This window comes from Adlercreutzia agrestimuris (genome assembly GCF_943193125.1).
Lineage (GTDB): Bacteria > Actinomycetota > Coriobacteriia > Coriobacteriales > Eggerthellaceae > Xiamenia > Xiamenia agrestimuris.
In genome coordinates, this window is the sequence record NZ_CALPCX010000001.1 from 382814 (window position 1) to 402539 (window position 19726).

Annotated in this window: 33 protein-coding genes and 2 tRNA genes; 19 read left to right on the top strand and 16 right to left on the bottom strand. The window is 44.4% G+C overall.

Translation table 11 applies throughout. The annotated features are described in order from the left end of the window. Positions 1-28: 28 nt before the first annotated feature. The 3 genes from NFR28_RS01470 to NFR28_RS01480 are packed head-to-tail and all read left to right on the top strand — an operon-like array spanning position 29 to position 2015. Positions 29-970: a virulence RhuM family protein/type II toxin-antitoxin system death-on-curing family toxin gene (locus NFR28_RS01470; protein WP_251178064.1), complete on the top strand. Its 942-nt coding sequence runs from the start codon at positions 29-31 to the stop codon at positions 968-970. A gap of 50 nt (positions 971-1020) precedes the next feature. Beyond that, positions 1021-1443 carry a hypothetical protein gene (locus NFR28_RS01475; RefSeq protein ID WP_251178065.1) on the top strand — a complete coding sequence of 141 codons (423 nt, stop codon included), beginning with the start codon at positions 1021-1023 and terminating at the stop codon, positions 1441-1443. Next, positions 1443-2015, top strand: coding sequence for a hypothetical protein (locus NFR28_RS01480; RefSeq protein WP_251178066.1), 573 nt, complete (start codon positions 1443-1445; stop codon positions 2013-2015). The genes NFR28_RS01475 and NFR28_RS01480 overlap by 1 nt, the downstream gene beginning before the upstream one ends. 89 nt (positions 2016-2104) lie before the next feature. Here the strand turns inward: NFR28_RS01480 and NFR28_RS01485 are convergent, their stop codons facing one another. Further along, positions 2105-2374, bottom strand: coding sequence for a type II toxin-antitoxin system RelB/DinJ family antitoxin (locus NFR28_RS01485; RefSeq protein WP_251178067.1), 270 nt, complete (start codon positions 2372-2374; stop codon positions 2105-2107). A 254-nt stretch (positions 2375-2628) separates the two neighbouring features. On the opposite strand from NFR28_RS01485, the gene NFR28_RS01490 reads away from it, so the two are divergent. The 4 genes from NFR28_RS01490 to NFR28_RS01505 all read left to right on the top strand — a co-directional run bounded on the left by NFR28_RS01490 (position 2629) and on the right by NFR28_RS01505 (position 5105). Continuing rightward, positions 2629-3171: a Fic family protein gene (locus NFR28_RS01490; protein ID WP_251178068.1), complete on the top strand. Its 543-nt coding sequence runs from the start codon at positions 2629-2631 to the stop codon at positions 3169-3171. 41 nt (positions 3172-3212) lie between these two features. Beyond that, a complete protein-coding gene (locus tag NFR28_RS01495; RefSeq protein WP_251178069.1) occupies positions 3213-3425 on the top strand; it encodes a DUF7343 domain-containing protein in 213 nt (70 codons plus the stop codon). Positions 3426-3799: 374 nt separating this feature from the next. Continuing rightward, positions 3800-3946, top strand: a complete 147-nt coding sequence (locus NFR28_RS01500) for a hypothetical protein (protein ID WP_251178070.1) — start codon at positions 3800-3802, stop codon at positions 3944-3946. Between the two features lie 328 nt (positions 3947-4274). After that, positions 4275-5105 (top strand): GIY-YIG nuclease family protein, encoded by an 831-nt coding sequence (locus NFR28_RS01505; RefSeq protein WP_251178071.1) that lies wholly within the window; start codon positions 4275-4277, stop codon positions 5103-5105. 143 nt (positions 5106-5248) lie between these two features. Here the strand turns inward: NFR28_RS01505 and NFR28_RS01510 are convergent, their stop codons facing one another. After that, the gene (locus NFR28_RS01510) at positions 5249-6094 is read right to left on the bottom strand and encodes an IS30 family transposase (protein WP_251178072.1); all 846 of its coding nucleotides are present in this window, start codon (positions 6092-6094) and stop codon (positions 5249-5251) included. On the opposite strand from NFR28_RS01510, the gene NFR28_RS01515 reads away from it, so the two are divergent. Further along, entirely contained in the window at positions 6077-6505 is a 429-nt protein-coding gene (locus tag NFR28_RS01515) for an McrC family protein (protein ID WP_251178073.1), read from the top strand. The genes NFR28_RS01510 and NFR28_RS01515 overlap by 18 nt on opposite strands. Before the next feature lie 62 nt (positions 6506-6567). Here NFR28_RS01515 and NFR28_RS01520 read toward each other — a convergent pair whose 3' ends face one another. Together NFR28_RS01520 and NFR28_RS01525 are read right to left on the bottom strand one after the other, a co-directional pair. Further along, on the bottom strand, positions 6568-7332 hold the full coding sequence (locus NFR28_RS01520) for an NAD-dependent protein deacylase (protein WP_251178074.1): 765 nt from the start codon (positions 7330-7332) through the stop codon (positions 6568-6570). Between the two features lie 102 nt (positions 7333-7434). Further along, on the bottom strand, positions 7435-7797 hold the full coding sequence (locus NFR28_RS01525) for a hypothetical protein (RefSeq protein WP_251178075.1): 363 nt from the start codon (positions 7795-7797) through the stop codon (positions 7435-7437). Between the two features lie 752 nt (positions 7798-8549). Between NFR28_RS01525 and NFR28_RS01530 the strand changes: the two genes are divergently transcribed. Continuing rightward, positions 8550-8738, top strand: a complete 189-nt coding sequence (locus NFR28_RS01530; protein ID WP_251178076.1) for a hypothetical protein — start codon at positions 8550-8552, stop codon at positions 8736-8738. 262 nt (positions 8739-9000) lie between these two features. Here the strand turns inward: NFR28_RS01530 and NFR28_RS01535 are convergent, their stop codons facing one another. The 3 genes from NFR28_RS01535 to NFR28_RS01545 form a co-directional block, all read right to left on the bottom strand. Beyond that, positions 9001-9222 (bottom strand): hypothetical protein, encoded by a 222-nt coding sequence (locus NFR28_RS01535; RefSeq protein WP_251178077.1) that lies wholly within the window; start codon positions 9220-9222, stop codon positions 9001-9003. A gap of 439 nt (positions 9223-9661) precedes the next feature. After that, positions 9662-9889, bottom strand: a complete 228-nt coding sequence (locus NFR28_RS01540) for a hypothetical protein (RefSeq protein ID WP_251178078.1) — start codon at positions 9887-9889, stop codon at positions 9662-9664. 221 nt (positions 9890-10110) lie between these two features. Then, entirely contained in the window at positions 10111-10320 is a 210-nt protein-coding gene (locus tag NFR28_RS01545) for a hypothetical protein (protein WP_251178079.1), read from the bottom strand. A 482-nt stretch (positions 10321-10802) separates the two neighbouring features. Here NFR28_RS01545 and NFR28_RS01550 point away from each other — a divergent pair, with 482 nt between their 5' ends. Continuing rightward, on the top strand, positions 10803-10991 hold the full coding sequence (locus NFR28_RS01550) for a hypothetical protein (protein WP_251178080.1): 189 nt from the start codon (positions 10803-10805) through the stop codon (positions 10989-10991). 390 nt (positions 10992-11381) lie between these two features. Here the strand turns inward: NFR28_RS01550 and NFR28_RS01555 are convergent, their stop codons facing one another. From NFR28_RS01555 to NFR28_RS01565, 3 genes are all read right to left on the bottom strand, one after another. Further along, positions 11382-11558 (bottom strand): hypothetical protein, encoded by a 177-nt coding sequence (locus NFR28_RS01555; RefSeq protein ID WP_251178081.1) that lies wholly within the window; start codon positions 11556-11558, stop codon positions 11382-11384. A 69-nt stretch (positions 11559-11627) separates the two neighbouring features. Beyond that, positions 11628-11810 carry a hypothetical protein gene (locus NFR28_RS01560; protein WP_251178082.1) on the bottom strand — a complete coding sequence of 61 codons (183 nt, stop codon included), beginning with the start codon at positions 11808-11810 and terminating at the stop codon, positions 11628-11630. A gap of 338 nt (positions 11811-12148) precedes the next feature. After that, on the bottom strand, positions 12149-12349 hold the full coding sequence (locus NFR28_RS01565) for a hypothetical protein (protein WP_251178083.1): 201 nt from the start codon (positions 12347-12349) through the stop codon (positions 12149-12151). Between the two features lie 624 nt (positions 12350-12973). Here NFR28_RS01565 and NFR28_RS01570 point away from each other — a divergent pair. The 5 genes from NFR28_RS01570 (at position 12974) to NFR28_RS01590 (ending at position 14496) form a co-directional block, all read left to right on the top strand. Continuing rightward, positions 12974-13180 (top strand): hypothetical protein, encoded by a 207-nt coding sequence (locus NFR28_RS01570; protein WP_251178084.1) that lies wholly within the window; start codon positions 12974-12976, stop codon positions 13178-13180. An 89-nt stretch (positions 13181-13269) separates the two neighbouring features. Further along, a complete protein-coding gene (locus NFR28_RS01575) occupies positions 13270-13464 on the top strand; it encodes a hypothetical protein (protein WP_251178085.1) in 195 nt (64 codons plus the stop codon). Between the two features lie 356 nt (positions 13465-13820). Continuing rightward, positions 13821-13894: transfer RNA gene (locus tag NFR28_RS01580), tRNA-Trp, on the top strand. Positions 13895-14010: 116 nt separating this feature from the next. Further along, complete coding sequence (locus NFR28_RS01585; RefSeq protein WP_251178086.1) at positions 14011-14157, top strand: hypothetical protein; 147 nt, start codon at positions 14011-14013, stop codon at positions 14155-14157. A gap of 159 nt (positions 14158-14316) precedes the next feature. Continuing rightward, positions 14317-14496: a hypothetical protein gene (locus tag NFR28_RS01590; protein ID WP_251178087.1), complete on the top strand. Its 180-nt coding sequence runs from the start codon at positions 14317-14319 to the stop codon at positions 14494-14496. 290 nt (positions 14497-14786) lie between these two features. On the opposite strand, the gene NFR28_RS01595 is transcribed toward NFR28_RS01590, so the two are convergent. From NFR28_RS01595 to NFR28_RS01605, 3 genes are all read right to left on the bottom strand, one after another. Then, positions 14787-14963 (bottom strand): hypothetical protein, encoded by a 177-nt coding sequence (locus NFR28_RS01595; protein WP_251178088.1) that lies wholly within the window; start codon positions 14961-14963, stop codon positions 14787-14789. Positions 14964-15167: 204 nt separating this feature from the next. Then, positions 15168-15347 carry a hypothetical protein gene (locus NFR28_RS01600; protein ID WP_251178089.1) on the bottom strand — a complete coding sequence of 60 codons (180 nt, stop codon included), beginning with the start codon at positions 15345-15347 and terminating at the stop codon, positions 15168-15170. 162 nt (positions 15348-15509) lie between these two features. Further along, positions 15510-15773 carry a hypothetical protein gene (locus NFR28_RS01605; RefSeq protein ID WP_251178090.1) on the bottom strand — a complete coding sequence of 88 codons (264 nt, stop codon included), beginning with the start codon at positions 15771-15773 and terminating at the stop codon, positions 15510-15512. Between the two features lie 203 nt (positions 15774-15976). On the opposite strand from NFR28_RS01605, the gene NFR28_RS01610 reads away from it, so the two are divergent. From NFR28_RS01610 to NFR28_RS01620, 3 genes are all read left to right on the top strand, one after another. Further along, entirely contained in the window at positions 15977-16531 is a 555-nt protein-coding gene (locus NFR28_RS01610; protein WP_251178091.1) for a VG15 protein, read from the top strand. Between the two features lie 177 nt (positions 16532-16708). Beyond that, positions 16709-16782: transfer RNA gene (locus NFR28_RS01615), tRNA-Trp, on the top strand. Positions 16783-16897: 115 nt separating this feature from the next. Next, the gene (locus NFR28_RS01620) at positions 16898-17044 is read left to right on the top strand and encodes a hypothetical protein (RefSeq protein WP_251178092.1); all 147 of its coding nucleotides are present in this window, start codon (positions 16898-16900) and stop codon (positions 17042-17044) included. Positions 17045-17281: 237 nt separating this feature from the next. On the opposite strand, the gene NFR28_RS01625 is transcribed toward NFR28_RS01620, so the two are convergent. The 3 genes from NFR28_RS01625 to NFR28_RS01635 all read right to left on the bottom strand — a co-directional run bounded on the left by NFR28_RS01625 (position 17282) and on the right by NFR28_RS01635 (position 19021). Continuing rightward, positions 17282-17680 carry a hypothetical protein gene (locus tag NFR28_RS01625; RefSeq protein WP_251178093.1) on the bottom strand — a complete coding sequence of 133 codons (399 nt, stop codon included), beginning with the start codon at positions 17678-17680 and terminating at the stop codon, positions 17282-17284. Further along, positions 17670-18065: a recombinase family protein gene (locus tag NFR28_RS01630; protein ID WP_275556955.1), complete on the bottom strand. Its 396-nt coding sequence runs from the start codon at positions 18063-18065 to the stop codon at positions 17670-17672. The genes NFR28_RS01625 and NFR28_RS01630 overlap by 11 nt, the downstream gene beginning before the upstream one ends. A gap of 617 nt (positions 18066-18682) precedes the next feature. Further along, positions 18683-19021, bottom strand: a complete 339-nt coding sequence (locus tag NFR28_RS01635) for a winged helix-turn-helix transcriptional regulator (protein ID WP_251178095.1) — start codon at positions 19019-19021, stop codon at positions 18683-18685. Positions 19022-19160: 139 nt separating this feature from the next. Between NFR28_RS01635 and NFR28_RS01640 the strand changes: the two genes are divergently transcribed. Then, positions 19161-19724, top strand: coding sequence for a flavin reductase family protein (locus NFR28_RS01640; RefSeq protein ID WP_251178096.1), 564 nt, complete (start codon positions 19161-19163; stop codon positions 19722-19724). The last annotated feature ends 2 nt before the right edge of the window (positions 19725-19726 follow it).

Consider the following 19726-nt stretch of genomic DNA (forward strand, 5'->3'; position numbering starts at 1 on the left):
CTTTTTTAGTTGAGGAAATGGAGCTCTAATGGCTGAAGCCATCAATGACACGCAAATTGTTCTATTCGAGTCATCGGATGGGACCATTGCTCTTGATGTATCCACCGATATGGAAACAGTTTGGCTTAACCAAGATCAAATGGCACTTCTATTTGACACGACAAAACAGAATGTGAGCCGTCATATAGGTAATTGTTTCAAAGAAGGAGAGCTGGACAAGAACTCAGTTGTCAAGGAATCCTTGACAACTGCGACTGACGGGAAAGATTACAGGGTCAAGTATTATGATTTGGACGTCATAATTTCTGTGGGATATCGGGTCAAATCGCAACGCGGAGTCGAATTCAGACGATGGGCAACAGACGTTCTTCGAAGGTATATTATTGAAGGCCGTGCTGAGAATGAGCGAAGGCTAAAGCAGCTCTCCCAAACCATTGCTCTTATTGAGCGTGTTTCTGACGAGTTAGATACTAATCAAGTACTTGAAGTGGTCAAAAGCTATGCATCGGCGCTTGATCTTCTTGATGATTACGATCATCAACGTGTCGAGAAACCTACTGGAACTAGTTCGGTCTATATTCTTGAGTATAGTGAGTGTATGGAGCTAATCAGGGCTCTCAGGTTCAACGATGAGAGCAGCTTGTTTGGCATCGAGAAGGACGACTCGTTCAAAAGCAGCATTGCGACGATATACCAGTCGTTCGGCGGACAGGATCTCTATCCCTCTGTTCAAGAGAAGGCAGCCAACCTTCTGTACTTCATTGTGAAGAACCACTCCTTCCACGATGGGAACAAGCGCATCGCCGCTACCGTATTCCTCTATTTCTTGGAGAAAAACGGCCTCCTCTATAAAGATGATCAGAAGGTCGTAAGCGATAGCGCCCTTGTAGCCACAACCATCATGATTGCAGAGTCGAAGCCAGCCGAAAAGGAAATCATGGTTTCGCTTGTTATGAACTTTCTCGTATAGAAAGATATTTGTCAAAGGGTATACAACTGAAATTTCGTAGGGAGAGAAGAATGCTAAAAGACTGTGATGCATTTTCGTCCATAGAAAACACCCTTCGTGAGGTCGGAACACTTGATGCATTCGAAAAGGAGAATGGTGTAATTCTTGGGCGTGCCATGATCGTCGAAGGCGAAATACCCGAGGGAGTCGTAATTAAGGGCAGCGGTAAGCCCCAAGCATTCATTTGCACCTTTGATTTCTTTGATTGCGAGATGGGAATTGCACTGGATGTGGTTACGAAGGAGCCTATGAGTGGAATCTGGATCACCCCTCAAATAGAAGACGCAGAACCGCCCACGGAGGAATGGGTGGAGTTCTTTATTGATAAGCTAATGGGAAGCGTATCTAGCAAAGGAAGCTATGGCACACCCGTATATTCGTTCGTGAACAATGAAACTGATTTAACTGTAATTCCCACAGAGTCTGAGAAATAATGATTAGGACAGACGCAGCACTCAACCAGGATGAAATCGACATCCTGAAGGCCTTTGAGGGGATGCAGCTCAAATCTTACGAGATGAAATGCGTTGGCGGCAACGATGCGTGGAGCACGGTGCGCCTGCATTTTGAAAGCCGGGCCATAGACATCGTTAGCTCAATACAGAGAATTTCTGAAGATGACAAGGGCTCGTCAGACGAGTTCAGTGTTCTTAGGGTTCTCGAGGCGTCGCATGAAACGCCACTCGTACCTGATATGCCAGGAGAGACGGTCGTAAGAACAGTCGACAAAGTCGTGGTAAGCTTCGCAATCGCTAATGATGTTGTTCAATATTATTCGGGTGACGTACAGGATTCAGAGATCATCTACACTCAGGCGATACTGGTTGATCTTGGTAATGGTTTCATTTGCATAGACAAGGAGGCCTGGTTCTCGGAGATCCTATTCGTCAAAAGCGGAAGTGACATGGGAGAGCTAGTCAAGGATGACTCTTCGAGTCTAGAGATTGATCCTGATGAAGACCCTGTTTCTCGTATGGAGTATTCAAGCGAGATAGTGAAGCTATAGCCTTGATACCCTGTCTTTAACTATACATTTCTAAATGACCTCCAGAACCCCAATATGGATTAGGGGTTCTGGAGGTCTGGGTGCAGCATCTACAGATCCATCGATTTGAACATGTCATCGAGAGAGTCATAGCCAGGATGACCAGAGGCAACAAGCTCCTCGGTCTCCTTCAGTGCCTCAAGAGATTCTTTATTGGGTTTGGGATATTCAAGATTCAAGGGAATCCTCTGCTCCCGCACAATCTGACGATAGAAGGCGCGGGTGACAGAAGACAGATCGAACCCGAAGTCTTCGGCGATTGATGCTGCTGCTTGCTTGGTGGCTTCATCCACTCGAACGGTGACTGATGCGGTAGTCATGATTACCTCCTTATTTGTAAGACAATTATATAATCATGTCTTACACATAGTAAGTAGATACCGGATGCATTGATTGTGCCATTCAGTCATGGCATTATTTGATCAGTGGTCGAATAGGCTACTTCCAAGCGCCGAGGGCAGTCCTCCGGCATTCTTTTGTTCCAAGAAACCTACCTGCACCATACGGCACTTATTCTTCATCAAATGTTGCAATATGATGCAGAATAGAAAGCCATGAGGCAGAAAGAGAATCCGTGCCGCATTTTGATTACAACGATCCGCTCAACTTGCTAACTCCCGATATCGTGAAGAAGATTGCAACGCTTCGCGAATACAAGGGGAAGCAGGTGTTGTATCTAGAGGCACGTCCTGACGTGCTAGAAAAACTGTGCACTTCGGCCAAGATTCGATCGGCAGATGCTTCCAATAGAATCGAAGGAATAAGCACTACAGATAAACGCCTCAACGAGCTCATGGCCAAGAAGAGCGAGCCAACCAGCCGAGCAGAACGGGAAATCGCTGGCTATCGTGATGTCCTAGCCCTTATCCATGAAAGCTACGAGCATATGCAGCTCACCCCGAACGTTATTTTGCAGATGCACGCGATGCTTCATCGCTGTATCAGGAGCAATGGAAGAGCTGTGCGCAAGCTATGCTATGGGTATAGAAAGCGAGATCGTAGATTCTTTGGTTCTCATCGCATGATTCGTATTACGACGCCCTCGCCGCAAGTTCGAGAGGTTGGAATGAAGGAAAGGCGGATTATGCTCCGTTCGTTAACTACCTTCTGGGAATAGAAATAGCGGTGTACGCCGATTTCGAATCGAAGGTATCGGGTTTGCTCAGCGGATCAAAAACAAAGGCTGAACGAGTGGAAGAGTGCGTTGAGAACTCATTGGGTTCTATCAAGAAATCAGACATCGCAAGGGAATGCCCTGATATCTCGGTTACGACCATCGAGCGTGTGCTCAAGAAGCTCGTAGACGATGGCAAGATCGAAAAGACTGGAGGCGGCCGCTCTACCGCATATGTGTGGGGCAAGTCCCAGTAGAGGCTAGGCGACCAAATTGCCCGAACCTTCTGAAATTTCTACGAGATGCCTAGAAACGAGCAGCCAAAAGGCGGTACCCCTCATCCGAGCGCAAAGCGGATCCCGTGCCCGCAATCTGCATGATAGGCGTAACTCTAAACACCAGCTCAACACATAGTTTTAGTTACCTTACACCCCCCTAAAGGCCGCTCATATCCCGAAAGCCGGAGGTTCAAATCTTGCCCCCGCGACCAATACGTTCTTTTTCCCAAACTTTGGCAGGAAAAGTGCAAGCCGCATGATTTACAACGCTCGAAGTATAATAGCCACACGAAAAGTAAGGCACTCGGCACTCAAAACGCAAGCCGAGAAAGAGGCAAAACGTGGGGGCGGATATGAGCGCAGAAGCAACCGCAGATAGCATCGCAGCAAGTGAAGATGCAGGTCAAATTAGTCAGGCAACAAAAGACACCATAAAAGGAATCCTTGCTTGCTTAGCTGCTGGTAAAAAACCGTCACTTATGGCGATCTCTCAAAGATAATCCAGGACGCTTGCGGACGCTTTATCCACCCCTTCAATGGGTTTAATGCCCACCTCGAAAAAATTGCGGTTTATCTGCATGCACATTAGTCGCCGCACGATTTGCAATAATTCACGAACAGTTCAGTGATCCGCCAATTACTCTTCATATAGCAGTGAACCTGCCGTGCCTAGCTCCCTTTTTGGGATGCAGAGAGACGGCTTGTTTTAATCGCGCTGACCTCGATCACTTTGTTCCTCGTCTCTCCCGAGGAGGTTAAAAGGTGAAGGTTTTGCGTTTCTTTATGTATACTAAACGTCAAATGCAAGCTATCGCTAGGTGGGTGTAAATGTCGCGACTTAAAACTATGACAACGCAATTCATTGATGGCGATCCTAGTGGGGTTCGAATTTGCAGATGCACGCTATCAACCATGACAACAGTTTTTATTCCGAGGCCACTACTCTGCAGTGCTAAAAAAATTCCAGATCTACCAATGCGCGGCGTTTACTATCTCATCAACGATGAGGACGGGGTTATTTCTCGCATTTACATCGGCCAAACTCAACAAGGCATCATGAGACTTGATGACCATAATTCAACAAAGACATTCTGGAACAAGGCGATACTATTTCTTTCTGATGACAACCAATCATTTTCTCTCGACAACCTAAGCGCACTTGAGAAATATGCTATTGAACAAGCTACCGAATCCAAACGCTACACCATGGAAAACAAAGTTAACCCTCGCTACACAATTGACCAATATCAAAAGCCCACAATTGAACAAATCTATGACGAGATAGCTTTTGTAATGGGAACATTTGGATATCAACTTGAGAGCCGCGGGGATGCAATGACGGACGCTGTAGTGTTTTACACCTCACGCCGCGGAATCATAGCGCATGGTATATATACCGGTGAAACATTTGACGTACTGGAAGGATCTCCCGTAGATTTAACCGTAGCACCTAAGCTTAAGCGATATGAAATGCTGCGCAATAATCTTCTTGCATCAGGGGTTTTGGTTGACGACGGCAAAGTGGCGCACCTCACAAAGACGATTTCATTTTCTTCGCCAAGCGGCGCTGCTGACTTTATACTTGGCGGGTCGAATAATGGATGGATCGAATGGAAAACCAGCGAAAAGCAGACGCTGGATTCTCTGTTCAGAAACTAACTCTCTTTCTGTCGATCAATGAAATTACAAGTTTTGTCGCTGAATCTTCATACCAAGTGCAACGATGTCGAATAAAAGACTTCGTACGGGGTTTTGTAGTTTAGGCGCTTGCGTGGCCTGTGATTGAGCTCATCGTACACCATCTATACCTCTTTGGAGGTTACATTGTTGAGAGAGCAACCTTTAGGGAAGTACTCACGTAAAAGCCCATTAGTATTCTCATTAGTACCACGTTGCCAAGGGTGGTATGGCAGTACAAAGTAGACTTCGGCACCAAGAGCATCACTTGCACTGCGATGATCAGCAAACTCTTTGCCCCTATCAAGGGTTATCGTATGGCAAGGCTTATTTTTAAGTGTTCTTACCATAACCTTTTTAACTGGCTCTGCGCACTTTGATGATGCCTTTCCTCCCACGAGATAGCCGCTTTTCCTATCAACAAGCGTAACAAGACAAGCACCGGTTCTTCTGCCTGCTACCGTGTCGCCTTCCCAATCTCCAATCCGAGATCTCTCTTCTACTATCTCTGGACGCTCTTCTATGCTGTGGCTGATTATTATGTTCCCACGTCGTTCGTCATTGGGGTCTTTACGCCTGTGACCTTTGTGTCTTAGTCTGCATGCCGCTTTGTGTCCCCCTATCAAACCATTAAGCAACCCCAGAGCAATGCCGCGATAAATGGTGCTATCGCTTACCGCCGATCCTCCTTCAAGGTATAGCCGTCCCTCTATTTGCTCAGGTGACCAATGATGTTCCAAGAAACAATATGCAACAACATTAAAGACATGCGGATTATCCAAAATGCGAGGCTTGCGACACTTCCGACGCCTACGCATATAAAACTTTTGTGCAGCTGAAGCTCGATAGCGCAATATGTTGTCTTCAATACAGATCATATTGCGTTTTAGCTCTCGTGAGATGGTTGATTTACTTCTACCAACTGCATTTGCAATTTCTGCTAAAGAATAGTCATGTCGCCAAAGACACATTATCCTTCACTTGAAGTAGTAGGACAAAACTCCATCAGACCAAGTAAAGAAGCTCCTGCCTTTGTTCCTTCTATGTTTACCGACGTGTCTATTTCAGACGGCCAGCACACACTCATCATCGACGCAAAATGCTATGGTCGCATTTTCTCCATGAACTACGGAAGAGAAATACTCTCCTCAAGCCACATTCGTCAGATTTATTACTATGCTACGCACACCGGACCGGGCAATAATGTTTCAGCAATGCTCATTTATGCAGGCACTTCCGAGCAAAGTCTCAACGATTTTTGGGATGATAATGGCTACCAACTCGGCTGCAAAACACTATGTCTCAATACGGAATTTGCCGAAATTGCCGCCGAGTTGGACAGCGTGATTATCAACGCATTTGGGTATGTAAAGAAGCGCTGAATTGCACTGCCCGTTTGCAATTCAGCCCCTGAGAACCTTCACTAAGCAGCCGCTCTCTTGCCCTATGTCAGATCAAAGTTGAATACCTGACCAATGGGTTCAGTTACGCAAAGATCAGCATTTTTGTCTAACGGCGTTGCAGCAAGATTCACTACCACCAAATGGTCTCCCGCAAAGTATCGAACAAGCCCCGCTGCAGGATACACGTTGAGCGAAGTGCCGCCTATAACCAGCAAATTCGACGAGGCAATGGCCTTTGCTGCCCGTGTTAAATCTTCATCATTTAATGGCTCCTCGTACAACACCACATCAGGTTTGATGATGCCGCCACACGAACACCGCGGCACGCCATCCTCAGAAGCAGCGCGTGCATCCAAGAGCTCGTAAACAGAAAAAGATTTATTGCATGCCTGGCAATAGTTACGGTGGACACTCCCATGCAATTCAATAACGTTGTTGCTGCCCGCAGCTTGATGCAGTCCGTCAATGTTTTGCGTTATAACTGCCTTACAAATTCCCTGAGACTCCAATTGAGCCAGCTTGCGATGACAGGCATTAGGCTGCGCATCAAGCGCCAACATCCTATCGCAATAGAAATCAAAGAATTCTTGTGGGTGAGCTTCAAAGAAACTGTGGCTTACCATTTCTTCAGGAGGGTACGGGTACTTCTGTGCAAAGAGACCATTTGAACTGCGAAAATCTGGAATGCCGCTCTCAGTAGAAACGCCAGCTCCTCCGAAAAATACCATCTGGCCGGGTTTACATTGCGCAATCCACTGTCGAAGCAGCGCAGTGTTTTCGCTCACATTTTCTTGAACCTTCACCATGACAATCTCTTTCGTTTGTGCAATGAATGCCTGTTTATCTGTTGGCAGACTACAAATAATGAATATCACAAAATAGCGCTTGCACCGAGCCACCTCACTGTCTCAGTGCTTTGGTTTGAACTGCACCTCAATAATTCTTCCTGTTCCCCTGTTCCCTTGTTGAGAAGACAGTTGTTTGCTTTTTTCAGGCTGGATCGCCTGCTCCTTAAACCTTTTCTTACGATCGAGTATGTTTTGAAGCTTTTGCACTTCTATCTGCTGTTCGGTCGGCACATACTCAGGATCAATACCAATGCAATACTGAGGAGGTGTATTGACGATAGCAAAGTAACCACAATCGCAATATTCTGTAGCGTGATCCCGCTCACCATTATTCCACTCTTCTAATCTCAAAGCGTTACATTTACATCTTGGACATATGCGTTTTTGCGCTGCCAGCGCCTTGAGGTAATTATTAAGAGGCATTTCTTTCCTCCATCCTGCGACGAAACGTAGCATCTCCTATGTCTAACCATCTTATGTCCGTGCGTTTGCTGGTCATATTCTTACAACAGCGCTGATCGTGTTTGCCAACATTTCATTTGCAACGTCCAACAGCTTTTATCCTGCACGCTTTTTGAACTGTTTTGCTTTACAGATTACAACACATCGTAAACCAAAATTGCTGCTGCACGTGTCCCATAGATGTACCTTGGTTATCTATCTTTTTTGCAATAATCCAACTCGTTTTGTCTTGCACAATCGCGCGAGGAAGGAGAAAGAAGCAAATGCACAGCATGAAGACTTTTGTTATTGCCTTTGTGGTTTCGTTTATATTTTGGCGCGTATTGCGCTATATGCGAAATAGATAGGCCAGTCAATAGGCTTAAGTTCGAGCTCAATCAAGGGTCATTATTTTTTGACTAGCAAACTAGGATGATTCGTTAACGCCGCTTCGACGGGATTTCTTTTTACCCAAAGCGACAGCTAACCGACCATAATCCCATCAACAAAGAAGATACTATGGCGGTAACACCTATTTCAGGCGAACGTGAAGCATGCGCGGCAATATATACATCTCATGGGTATGTAGGAAGCAGCAGCTTTTGACTACCAGTCAGGTTGTCGCTGTTCCAAAACAGAAGAGCAGATCAGATGCTAAAATTGGAATTACACAAGTGGCTTAAGAACAATGCAGAAAACTACGGTTTTCATTACAGCAGTAAGAAGGTATAAAAATGCCAAGAATAAAAGGTCTAGCAGACAATTACGACTATATAACTGCCGAAAACGCAATTAACGCCCTCAAACAAGGAGATAAAAAGTGGCTTGACGTTCATGAAGACGAATATATCAAAGAATATGCGTCTCAAGAAGACTACGAATACTGGATGCAAGAACAAGCAAAGTACCGAGATGCTTTATAGTCCGATCGCAAATGACACTCATCAACCCCGCTTCGGCGGGGTTTCTTTTTGTCAAGCGACACCTACCCAACCTTGTGCTCGTTGCAAAATCTCAACAAAACGGCTCATCCATCAATCGCCCAGAGAAGTGCGGCAAGTTTGACTGCTAGCCAGATTGCCACTGCTCCAAAACTCATGCTAGCAATTGTCTTGTTATTTGTCCTATAGCGAAAAACCACCCCGAAGGGTGGATACTATTTGAAATCGTTTGTTAGACCGATACTTAAGCTTGAATATGCCACCCTTCCCTTTTGAAGGAGTTTCCGTTTTCATCATAGAACTCAGGCTCGGCATAAAACTCATTGTATGAATCTATGGCCTCTTGCGGCGCTTCGTCAGTTAGATGATAGCCGCGTCCATCTTCGAAAAAAACATCCTCTATGCCTTCTTTTTGTGGAGTAGTAAACCAGTTTTCGTTTTCCATAAACAATGGAATTAAACGCATTTTTCTCACCTTATATCCTGTTGTTCTTTAACCACTTGCTCCATTGCTTTATTTTGACTACCAGTCAGATTGTCACTGCTCCAAAACAGCTTAATCGTATTAATGACTTTGCCTTTTAGTGTCTCTAACTTGTATTTTCACGAAACGAATGAGCCAGCTAACCTCTGGTTTGACGACGCCCCATGCGGCTTAATGTCTTCCGACCACTCCTTCTCGTAGCTTATTCGTAAGCTAACGGAGCAATTTTCAAAGTGATGCACGATTGACTGTTCATCATGTGTGCTGCCAGTAACTACTCTTGCGTCTAATACTTCGTTTAAGCTTTCCAGTTCAGAAAGAAATTAGCATGCTAAATCTATGTCGCGTTTCATAGTTGCTCCAAGCAAAAAAGCCGATCGTAGCTAAGCGGCTGAAATATCTCTTTGCATTTGCATAAACCCTAGATATAGCCTTCTTCAACTAGAGCACCCTCATCAACACAATCAACAAAATGCGTCATATTGAAGCATTCCCCAGTTTCTTTCATTATTGCAATAGGAGAATCAAAGCCTCCGATTGATAAAGAATCCTTTATGCTGAATAAGTATGCGTTTTCATATTCAGTGCAATAGTCATATGCGCTATTGTGTTCTTTTGCTAGTTTGATCGCTTCGTTTTTTGTAATCATCTTCTCCTCCTAATTAGGATTGTTTAACAAAATATCTTGCTCTATCAGAAATAGCAAATTGTCAGTTCACACCACATTAACCGAAGCTGTATCAACAAATTTGACTACCAGTCAGACTGTCTCTGCCCAAAACTCCTCGTGCGTCGGGATTACCGTCACGCACAATCTTCGGTAGTGATTGTCACATAACCTGAACAAAAACCGCGCCGAAACGGGGCTGATTAGTCAATAGAATCAATAAACTCTCGAAACTCTTTTGGTGGCAATATTCCGTACCTCCAAGTAACGGGTGCGTCGTTTGCTCTTGCCCTCTCGTCATCAGATAGAGCAAACCAAGATAAAGGAGGCATAGGCTCATGAGAAAAGTTGACGTGGAAGTTGTCCATCATCGCTTCCATCTCGGGAGTTATTTTAATTTTATTCTTCGCCATACAATTCCATGACTTTCAACATATTCGTTCATGACTACTTCAGTTGCTTCAACAGATGACAGTTTACATTTAGTCATAACTATTTGCTACGCCGCGATCAAAGCTTGGATACCAGCCAGATTGTCGCTACTCCAAAACTCATAATGGAGACGATAGAGCTATTGCTCAAGAAATCGAACAACAAAAGTTTCTACATGGAATAGGTAGAGTGCTTTTCATTAACAAAATGGGAGAAGTTATACCGATATAGAAATAGCCCATGGCTCCCTATTCAGAGCGTCACAGGCTATCTAATAGCTTGATTCTATCACCATGCACGTCGCTATTTCAAGGGCAGAACGATGTATCGTTTGACTAGCAGTCAGATTGTCGCTGATCCAAAACAGAAGAGCAGACAAGATGCTAAAATTGGAATTACACAAGTGGCTTAAGAACAATGCAGAAAACTACGGTTTTCATTACAGCAGTAAGAAGGTATAAAAATGCCAAGAATAAAAGGTCTAGCAGACAATTACGACTATATAACTGCCGAAAACGCAATTAACGCCCTCAAACAAGGAGATAAAAAGTGGCTTGACGTTCATGAAGACGAATATATCAAAGAATATGCGTCTCAAGAAGACTACGAATACTGGATGCAAGAACAAGCAAAGTACCGAGATGCTTCATAGTCCGATCACAGACGATACTCATCAACCCCGCTTCGGCGGGGTTTCTTCTTTTTGCCAGGCGACGCCTACCCCACCTTGTGCCCATTGCAAGAGTCCAGCGAAGCGGCGCATCCATCAATCGCTCAGAGAAGTGTGGCAAGTTTGACTGCTAGCCAGATTGCCACTGCCCCAAAACTATACGCCCCTTATTGTTAATTTGCCTGACGCACCGAAAGGTTACGCTGGGCAAGAAAGGAAACCGCAAGCATGCCATAAATCCTTGCAGATATATTATATTGACGTGCCACATACAGTAAGAAAGCCACCCAAAGAGGTGGCTTTCCGATACTCTTATGCTACCTAGGATTTCGTCAACATAAAGGGGGTCGCCCTATCGACTTCCTACTTCATTTACCCTTTAGTTGCTCCGTACATCTCTGTCGAATCTTCTTTGACTTCCTTAATGATAATCAAAGCTTCATCCGGAAGATCGAGCTGCTCAAGCTTATTCATCTTCCTTATCAGCTCCTTACAGAACTGACTTAGCAGGGTTTCGGTTACTGACATATCATCTAACCTTTCGCTCATGGTAAGGCTCCTTTCTCCTTAACTGGTGACTATATTTTAAAAAAAATATAGTCACCAGGCTAAGTCTAATTATTCTTGATTCTTTTCTATATCTTCCCTGATCAGCTGCTTAATATACACATTAACTCCTGTTATAGAATCTAGATGATCAATAATATCTTTATCCTTTTCTCGATTACATTGGAGTGTATAACGCTGAGTATGTTCTTTGATGAACTTCGTTGTTGCCTTAACTTGTGCAGCTGTTACCATTTTCCCTCTTTTCTCTATATCTGAATAATATCAACTCAAAGGTTTTATATCGCTCATTCTTCCGACACGTCATTTACTCATTTCCTCTAATCTGCTAAATGGGGTAAAACGATACCACCAGTAACGATGCGTAATAGCAATACCTGTTATTGGGTTTCTTTTCTTGTTTGGCAGTCAGATTGTCGCTGCTCCCGCCATTAGGAATATGAAAGACCGGAATACCTTCAAAATCGCACCATTGAACCACTGTGGTTTGTTCTTTCGTTTCGCTCATGCCCTTATTGTAGTCAGGTGTAGCCAAGAAAGAAAAAGCCCGTTAGACGGGCTTAGAATAAAAGTCAGATGAAGTCTTCGCGTCTTAGCTCTGGATTGAAGTGCATAGGCTCTAGGCCCATAGCTTCGATTTCTTTATCTATGGCGTCTACCGCATCCTTCATATGAATGCCATTATCAACAAGCTCGATGACAATCTCTCTTTCAAGGTTAAGACGCTCCAACTGCTCTTCGGTGAGCTTGCTCTCAGACTCTTCAATTGGCATCCAATCGTTTCTTTCTGGGAACATCGCCCTGAGCTGAAAATAAACTTTATTTGTGTCAGCAAAAATGCTCAATTTTTATACCAAATCTTTCTTCGATAGCGTTCAGTAACCCAATTTCACCTTTATTACCAAAGGTGTTCTTGACAGTTGGTTTGACTACCAGTCAGATTGTCATTGCTCCAAAACATGTTGACCAACGCGGAGGGTGTACGCGCTGAATTGTCATGGTACGATTGTAACCGTAATTTTTACGAAGAAAACTATGGCATGATTATTGAAGACCCAACATTTAACGGTTATTTGATTGTTAGTCATTACTAAAAAGGGGGAGCGCAATTATGCAAGCATTAAAAATTACTGGTCAAGTACTCAAACTCATATTGACCGCGATTATTGTAATCATCAGTGCTTTTATCGCTGCAATTTTTAGCCTAGCCAAATCATCATAATTCGCCAACCACACAACAGTTTGACTACCAGTCAGATTGTCACTGCTCCAAAACTGAATATAGAGCCTATTTCATTTGATAGTAAGGTTGAGAAAGCTGCAAGAGGTTATAAACTATCCCCCTGGGATGCAACTGAATGAGTAATGAATGAATATAGTGGAAGTCATGGAATAATATGGCGAAGAATAAAATAAAGATAACTCCAGAAATGGAAGAACTTATGAATAACTTTCGCATTAACCATCCAGAGAGCGACATGCCGCCATTGTCCTGGTTTGCTTTATCGGACGAAGAACGAGCAAGAGCAACTGACGCTCCTGTCACTTGGCGTTTTGGGATATTACCACCAGATGAATTAGACCGTATTCTTGAAGATGTTTAATAAGCAAAGAAGAGCATGACTGTAATATCCAGGTGTCGAACGGCTTAACTACCAGTCATATTGACGCTGGTTCAGAACGAGGAGGATAGATGACCAACGATAAAATATATCGGTTTGACGGCGATACGCTGCCGAAGTATGCACAATCCGCGATAGATCAGCTCAAGCGTGGCGACTATATTTGTTTCAAGATGACCGCAGATGATTTTATTAAAGAATACGCCAGTCAAGAAGACTACGAATACTGGATGCAAGAAAAAGCAGAGCACCTAGAAGATTTGTAGTTCAGTCACGAATCATACTCATCAACCCCGCTTCGGCGGGGTTTCTTTTTGCCCAAAGCGACACCTACCCCACCTTGTGCCCATTGCAAAAGCCCAGCGAAGCGGCGCATCCATCAATCGTTCAGAGAAGTGCGACGAGTTTGGCTACCGGTCAGATTTTCACTGCTCCAAAACTATTATCACGACGGAGACGATATAGCAATCGCAAAAGAAATTGCTAGACAAAAGAAAGAGTATGGAATAGAAGAAGTGTTATTCGTTAACAAAAACGATGAAATTGTACCAATATAAAATAACCCGCAAGTCCCTATTCAGAGCCAGACGGGTTATCTAATGAATTAACTGTATCACGGTTTACACCGTTAATTCAAGGGTAGAATGCTGGTCTCCAAAACCAGAAATCAGGGTTCAAGTCCTCGGCGGTGTGCCAATTTCAGAATCAAGCGCCTACACCAGGCGCTTTTTTCATGCCCAAAAGGGCACCTACTCACGGTGCGGGAGGAAGCCGCACCCCAATACGCGCTAGGGCGCGGGGAAGGGGCAGAAATGCCCGAAGAAATTACTCAGCAAGAGGAAAACGAAAACCAGCCCGCGGGTGGCTCTCAAACATTCACCCAGGAGCAGGTAAACCAGCTTGTGGGGGCAGCTCGGTTTGACTACCAGTCAGATTGTCATTGCTCTAAAACATGCTGAGCTGTATAAGATCTGGCTTAGAGACTATCAAGATAAGGAACTTCCTGTCGATTTCGACGCAGAGCGCACTGCGAATATTGCGGTAAAATCGACTATGCATGATTGGCTTGTTGTCAATTCCGAAAGATTTGGGTACTTGTATAGATTTAAGGACATCTAATGACTAGGCTAGATGGAGACAAAAGTAGGGAAACAGTGACGCGCATAATAGAACACATTAGATCGGGAGAAACCAAGTGGTTTCCTGTATTCGCTGATGAACACATCAAAGAATACGCATCCCAGGAGGACTACGAATACTGGATGGAGGAAAAGGCGAAATACCTCGGCACCATCTAAGCATATGCAGTTATCGCCAATTTGAACCACGCTTCGGCGGGGTTTCTTTTTGTCAGGCGACACATCTCCCATAATTCCATCATCGCGCGAGACAGCGGCAACAGTCTCACATCGCCCGTGTGAGCGGCAATCACATACCGAAGCGCGCAGAGAAGTGCAACGAGCTTGGCTACCGGTCAGATTATCACTGCTCCAAAACCCCACTGGGGCAATGAAGATTATGTATTGTCGCGAACAGTCGCGATGGTTGAGGGCAGCGTCCCGCTCAACCCGAACAGCTCAATACGATACTAGTGCTTTTGCTGACGCTCCATATCTTCGCGAATAAGCTGCTTAATGTAGCCTGCCTTGTTCTCTTGGCTTTCAATCCATTCCAAAAGATCGGATTCGGTGTTGCGATTAAAAGCTATCGTCATCTTGCGTAGCGCCTTGGCTTCATAGCGTTTATTTGCGGGATAGTACGTCATTACGAAAACCTCCAAAAGTTGTATAATACGTGGCAGGCGGTCACCCCGAGGCAACGGGGACGGCTGCTTGGAAATTGGAAAAGCGTCAGCCGTTCCTTACCGCAGGGGCGGCTTCGCTATTTCATGGCTTTAAGAGCCACAATCAGCATAAGTAGTTTGACTACCAGTCAGATTGTCACTGCTCCAAAACACGGAGCCCATAAGTTAGCCTTCCTCAAACCAAGCATGAAGCGTCGCTAACTCCTTCTTAAGTTCTTCAGGGGCGTCGGCTTTTAGTTCTCCGTCATCGTTATAAAACATTTTCAAGAATTTAAGAGCACCGTATTTGTTGTTCAGTTCCTCAAATAATGGCATTGCTGGAGGTTCCCCGAACCAGGTAGTCATGATAATTATTCCTTAAGCTTCGCAAACACTAATTGGGTTTGACTACCAGTCAGATTGTCACTGCTCCAAAACAAACAACATGATGCATCTCCACGATACAAACCTCCTGTTGTAATCAATGGCTATGCTTTGATAGTCGTAGCCAAAAACACCCCGAAGAGATTACATGACAGTCGTAGAACTTTCATAATCAAGTTCAATGGGAAGTGGCTCTCTTTTATGAATATAATAAGGAACAGATGGCATTCCTGCTAAATGTCCAGTTTTTTTGTCTATTGCTAACGGCGAAACACCAGGAACAATAAACCCTTCAGCGTTCTTCAACCCAAAATACCAGTACAGATTGCCTTCGCTTATTGACGATATATAGAAAGCATCAGAAATATGATTTTCTGCAATTTTTTTTGCTCTGTCAATAGTAATCATCGTTGCTTCTTTTTGTTCTCATCGCAGTAGTTGCTGATGTTTTTATTTAGCTCTAGGTTGTCTATTCGAGAATACATTGTACCACCAGCCATTGAATAGTCGAAGTAATGTGATGCGTCATCTAGGTTTATTTGTGGATCCATAAACATAATTACGCCATTAACGTTTTCTGCTATGAAAGCGTGCGAGATGCAGTTGTCCGTTTGACTACCAGTCAGATTGCCACTGCTCCAAAACCACGTGTACCAACAGGAAATGATACCTGCGAATTCTGCATCATGCTAGCTAGCCGCGGTTTTGCCTTCCTTAGCAAACAATCGGCAGGGAGCACAAATCACTATCACCCTAATTGTGATTGCCGAATAGTGCCAGGTTTTGAAGGTGAAACACAGGTTGAAGGTTATGACCCTGATGCTCTTTACCAAAAATATTTAGAGAATAAGGAAAGAAAAACAAAAAAGCTTATTACTAAGGAAATAGGCGCAAAACCATTAGAAAAAGAACGTGAAGTTGCAGAGATTCTTGCTATTCACCGTGGATGGAAAATCAAATTTCTTAAAGAGATCAATGAATCACATATTAAAACACCTGATGTTTTAATAGATGGGGAAACATGGGAAATCAAAGTACCAGAGAAATGGAATGGAAAAACTATTAAAAATCAATTCAAGAGAGCAATTGGCAAAGGAACACCAAACCTTGTTATCAGTGGAACAAAAAAACAATGCATTAGTTACAGACATGGAGTCCTACGTTAAAGAAATCTTTGATAGTAACGAATATTTAGAAATAACAAGTGTTATGTTAGTTGGATACGACAAGGCTATAAAACTTATGCACAGATAGAAAAAGGCGCCCAGACACCGGTGAATAAACCCCGGTAGGAATCGCCTTTTATGTTGCCAATCATATCAGATAATTTAACAAAAATATGTACACCGCTAATTCGAGGGTATAATGCCGGTCTCCAAAACCAGCTATCGAGGTTCAAGTCCTCGGCGGTGTGCCAGTTTTAGAATCAAGCGCCTTCACCAGGCGTTTTTTCATGCCCAAAAGGGCACCTACTCACGGTGCGGGAGGAAGCCGCACCGTGATACGCACTAGGGCGCGGGGAAGGGGCAGAAATGTCCGAAGAAATTACTCAGCAAGAGGAAAACGAGAACCAGCCCGCGGGTGGCTCTCAAACATTCACCCAGGAGCAAGTAAACCAGCTTGTGGGGGCAGCTCGGTTTGACTACCAGTCAGATTGTCACTGCCCCAAAACCGGCTAACGCTCGTATATAACGCGAATACGCTCGTGCGACTTTTTGACGATCCTCAGCAAGCGTTCGCAACATTGTTAAAGCGTCTTCAAGCACTTCTGCGCTAGTCTGTTCTATGGCCTCTACGGTTGCCATGATTGCGTCTAATGTAATTTGTGTATTCAAAAAGGACTCCCAACAAGAAAAGGTTCGCAATTTTGCGATACCTCTCCTTGTTTTTTGATTCCCCCCGACTAACTATTTTGATTACTTGTCGAAACGCCTAAACGTTGGTTTGATGATCACACACTCGCGTTTCTGCTCGTTATCGCACGTGTCCTCTGATCGGTGATAAACTGTCGTTTCCTGGTCTTTTACTTTCTCGGTCGCGTCGTGATTTAGCGACTTAATAAGCAAAGCCTTGAGCACCCTCGTCAGTTTTTCGTCTTCTTTGTCGATAACATACGGATTATAGGTAGGGTCATTGCCTATACACGCATTTTTTGGCGCATAAACATAATTCGAATACCCGCACTCGTAGCAAACCTCCACTCCCCAATCTCGAACGCCCTGTCCGATAGGCAGTATCTCCAATTCGTTTTCGTGACACCTCGGACAAATGCGTTTCTGCTCGGCTAAGTTTTTCAAATAGTTATTAAGCGGCATTGTATTCCTCCATCCTGCGGCGAAATGTAGCATCCCCAATGCCTAATCGTCTGGCAGCTTCTCGCTTGCTCATCGTGTTTGCTTCGACCGCATTCACCATTTCTAAAAACTCATCTTCGTCTATCGCAAGGCGTTTTCGCCCCTCGTGGTAGTCAGGCTTTGTTTGTTTGGCTACCGCTCTAGCCGATGCCAAACGCTCGACGATCATATCACGGTCATATTCAGCCATGGCAAACATGACAGTTAAAATCATTCGACCCATAGGCGTATTTTCAACAGTTCCCATATTGAGCACACGCACGATCACGCCTTTGTCTACTAATTCACGAACTGTCACGCAACCTTCGATTGCCGTTCTTGCGACACGGTCAAGACGTGGTGTCACCAGTTTGACTACCAGTCAGATTGTCACTGCTCCAAAACAGTCAGATGGGTTTTACCGCGCTTTTCAATTACGTCCACAGGTTGTTTATTACGTCCTGCCACACACACCTCCTTTCTGTGATACAAAATAAAAAAACCGCTCAAAAGCGGTTTTTAAGTGAAATAAGTAAGATATAGAAACCTATCGATTCTTTTTTATTTTATCGACAACTATACATCCTATAAAGGTAATAATAAATACACTAGCAAGATACAAAAAAGCTTTTACTATAAAGTCAGGAAATCCGAACTTGCACCAAATCAAAAAAATAAAGATCGCCGTTAAGATAAAGAACCATTTGATCATTGATTCAATCATATCGCTAAGTTTTTGAAACATGTTGTTCACCCAGCACTTTCGCGGCTGTCTTTCTGGTTTTTGTCAAAGTCTTCTCGCAGCAGCTTCTTTAGATATCCGCCCATTAATTCTTTTGACTCACTAAAGCCCGAAAGGGCTTTTTTGTTGCTCCGACTCTCTCATGCGATATTGCTACAATATCATGAAAACAAGCAGCTCGTTGGTGCTTTTATGGGACAAGCTACTTGAGTTTTGAATCAACTCGTCTTCACTTCTCAGCTTTACCGTTTTTGATGAGCTTCGCCCCACGTGCAAAGTTGATCCAGCACCACCATGAGAGACTCTCCCAACTCGGTGAGCGAATACTCCACCCGAGGAGGCACTTCTTGGTAATCGCACCGAACAATTAACCCATCAGCCTCAAGCTCTTTAAGATTTGCAGAGAGCGTCCGATCAGTAACTTTTCCCAGGTAACGACGCATTTCATTAAAGCGCACTGGCTGGTATTCCATCAAGCAATACAAAATAGGCATCTTATGTTTGCCTTGAATGAGCGACAACGTGTAGCTATATCCCGTCCCCTCGAAATATTCGCCATCAATAGCGCGCACTTTCGCCATACCCTACTCCTGACCTTAGGCTTGTTGCAGCAGCGCTTTGCAGGGCCGCTGATACTATCATTCAAGACAGTACTAGTCTTCATTCTAGCAATGCAGGATACTCAAAATTGCAACAAACTCAACCGAAAGGATAAGACCTATGGCTTTTAAAAACCTCGGAAGCGCTGGCGAACTCTTTCCTCAATCAGTATTCATCATTGGAAGCTATGACCAAAACGGCACGCCTAATGCCATGAATGCAGCATGGGCTGGCGAATGTAGTCGTCACGAAATTTGTGTCAACATTGGCAACCACAAGACCACAGCAAATATCGTGGCGCGGGGTGCGTTTACGGTAGCACCGGCCGATGCCGCACACGTGGTGGAGGCTGACTACTTTGGAATTGCATCAGGAAACGACACGGATAAAGCCGCCGCGTCTGGCATGACTTTTACTCAATCAGAATTTGTGGATGCGCCGGTCATTGAGGAGTTTCCGCTCACCATGGAGTGCGAAGTAACGGCCATCCAAGGAGATAAACAGGGTGCGCGCATCGTCGGTCGCATAGTGAACACGCGCGTAGATGAATCTATGCTTGACGAAGAAGGCCGCGTTGATTTCGACAAAATGCGCCCCATAGTTTATGACTCTACTCGCCGTATCTATCGCGTAGTAGGCGAAGAAGTTGGTCAGGCTTGGGGCGCAGGAATGACTCTCATGTAGTG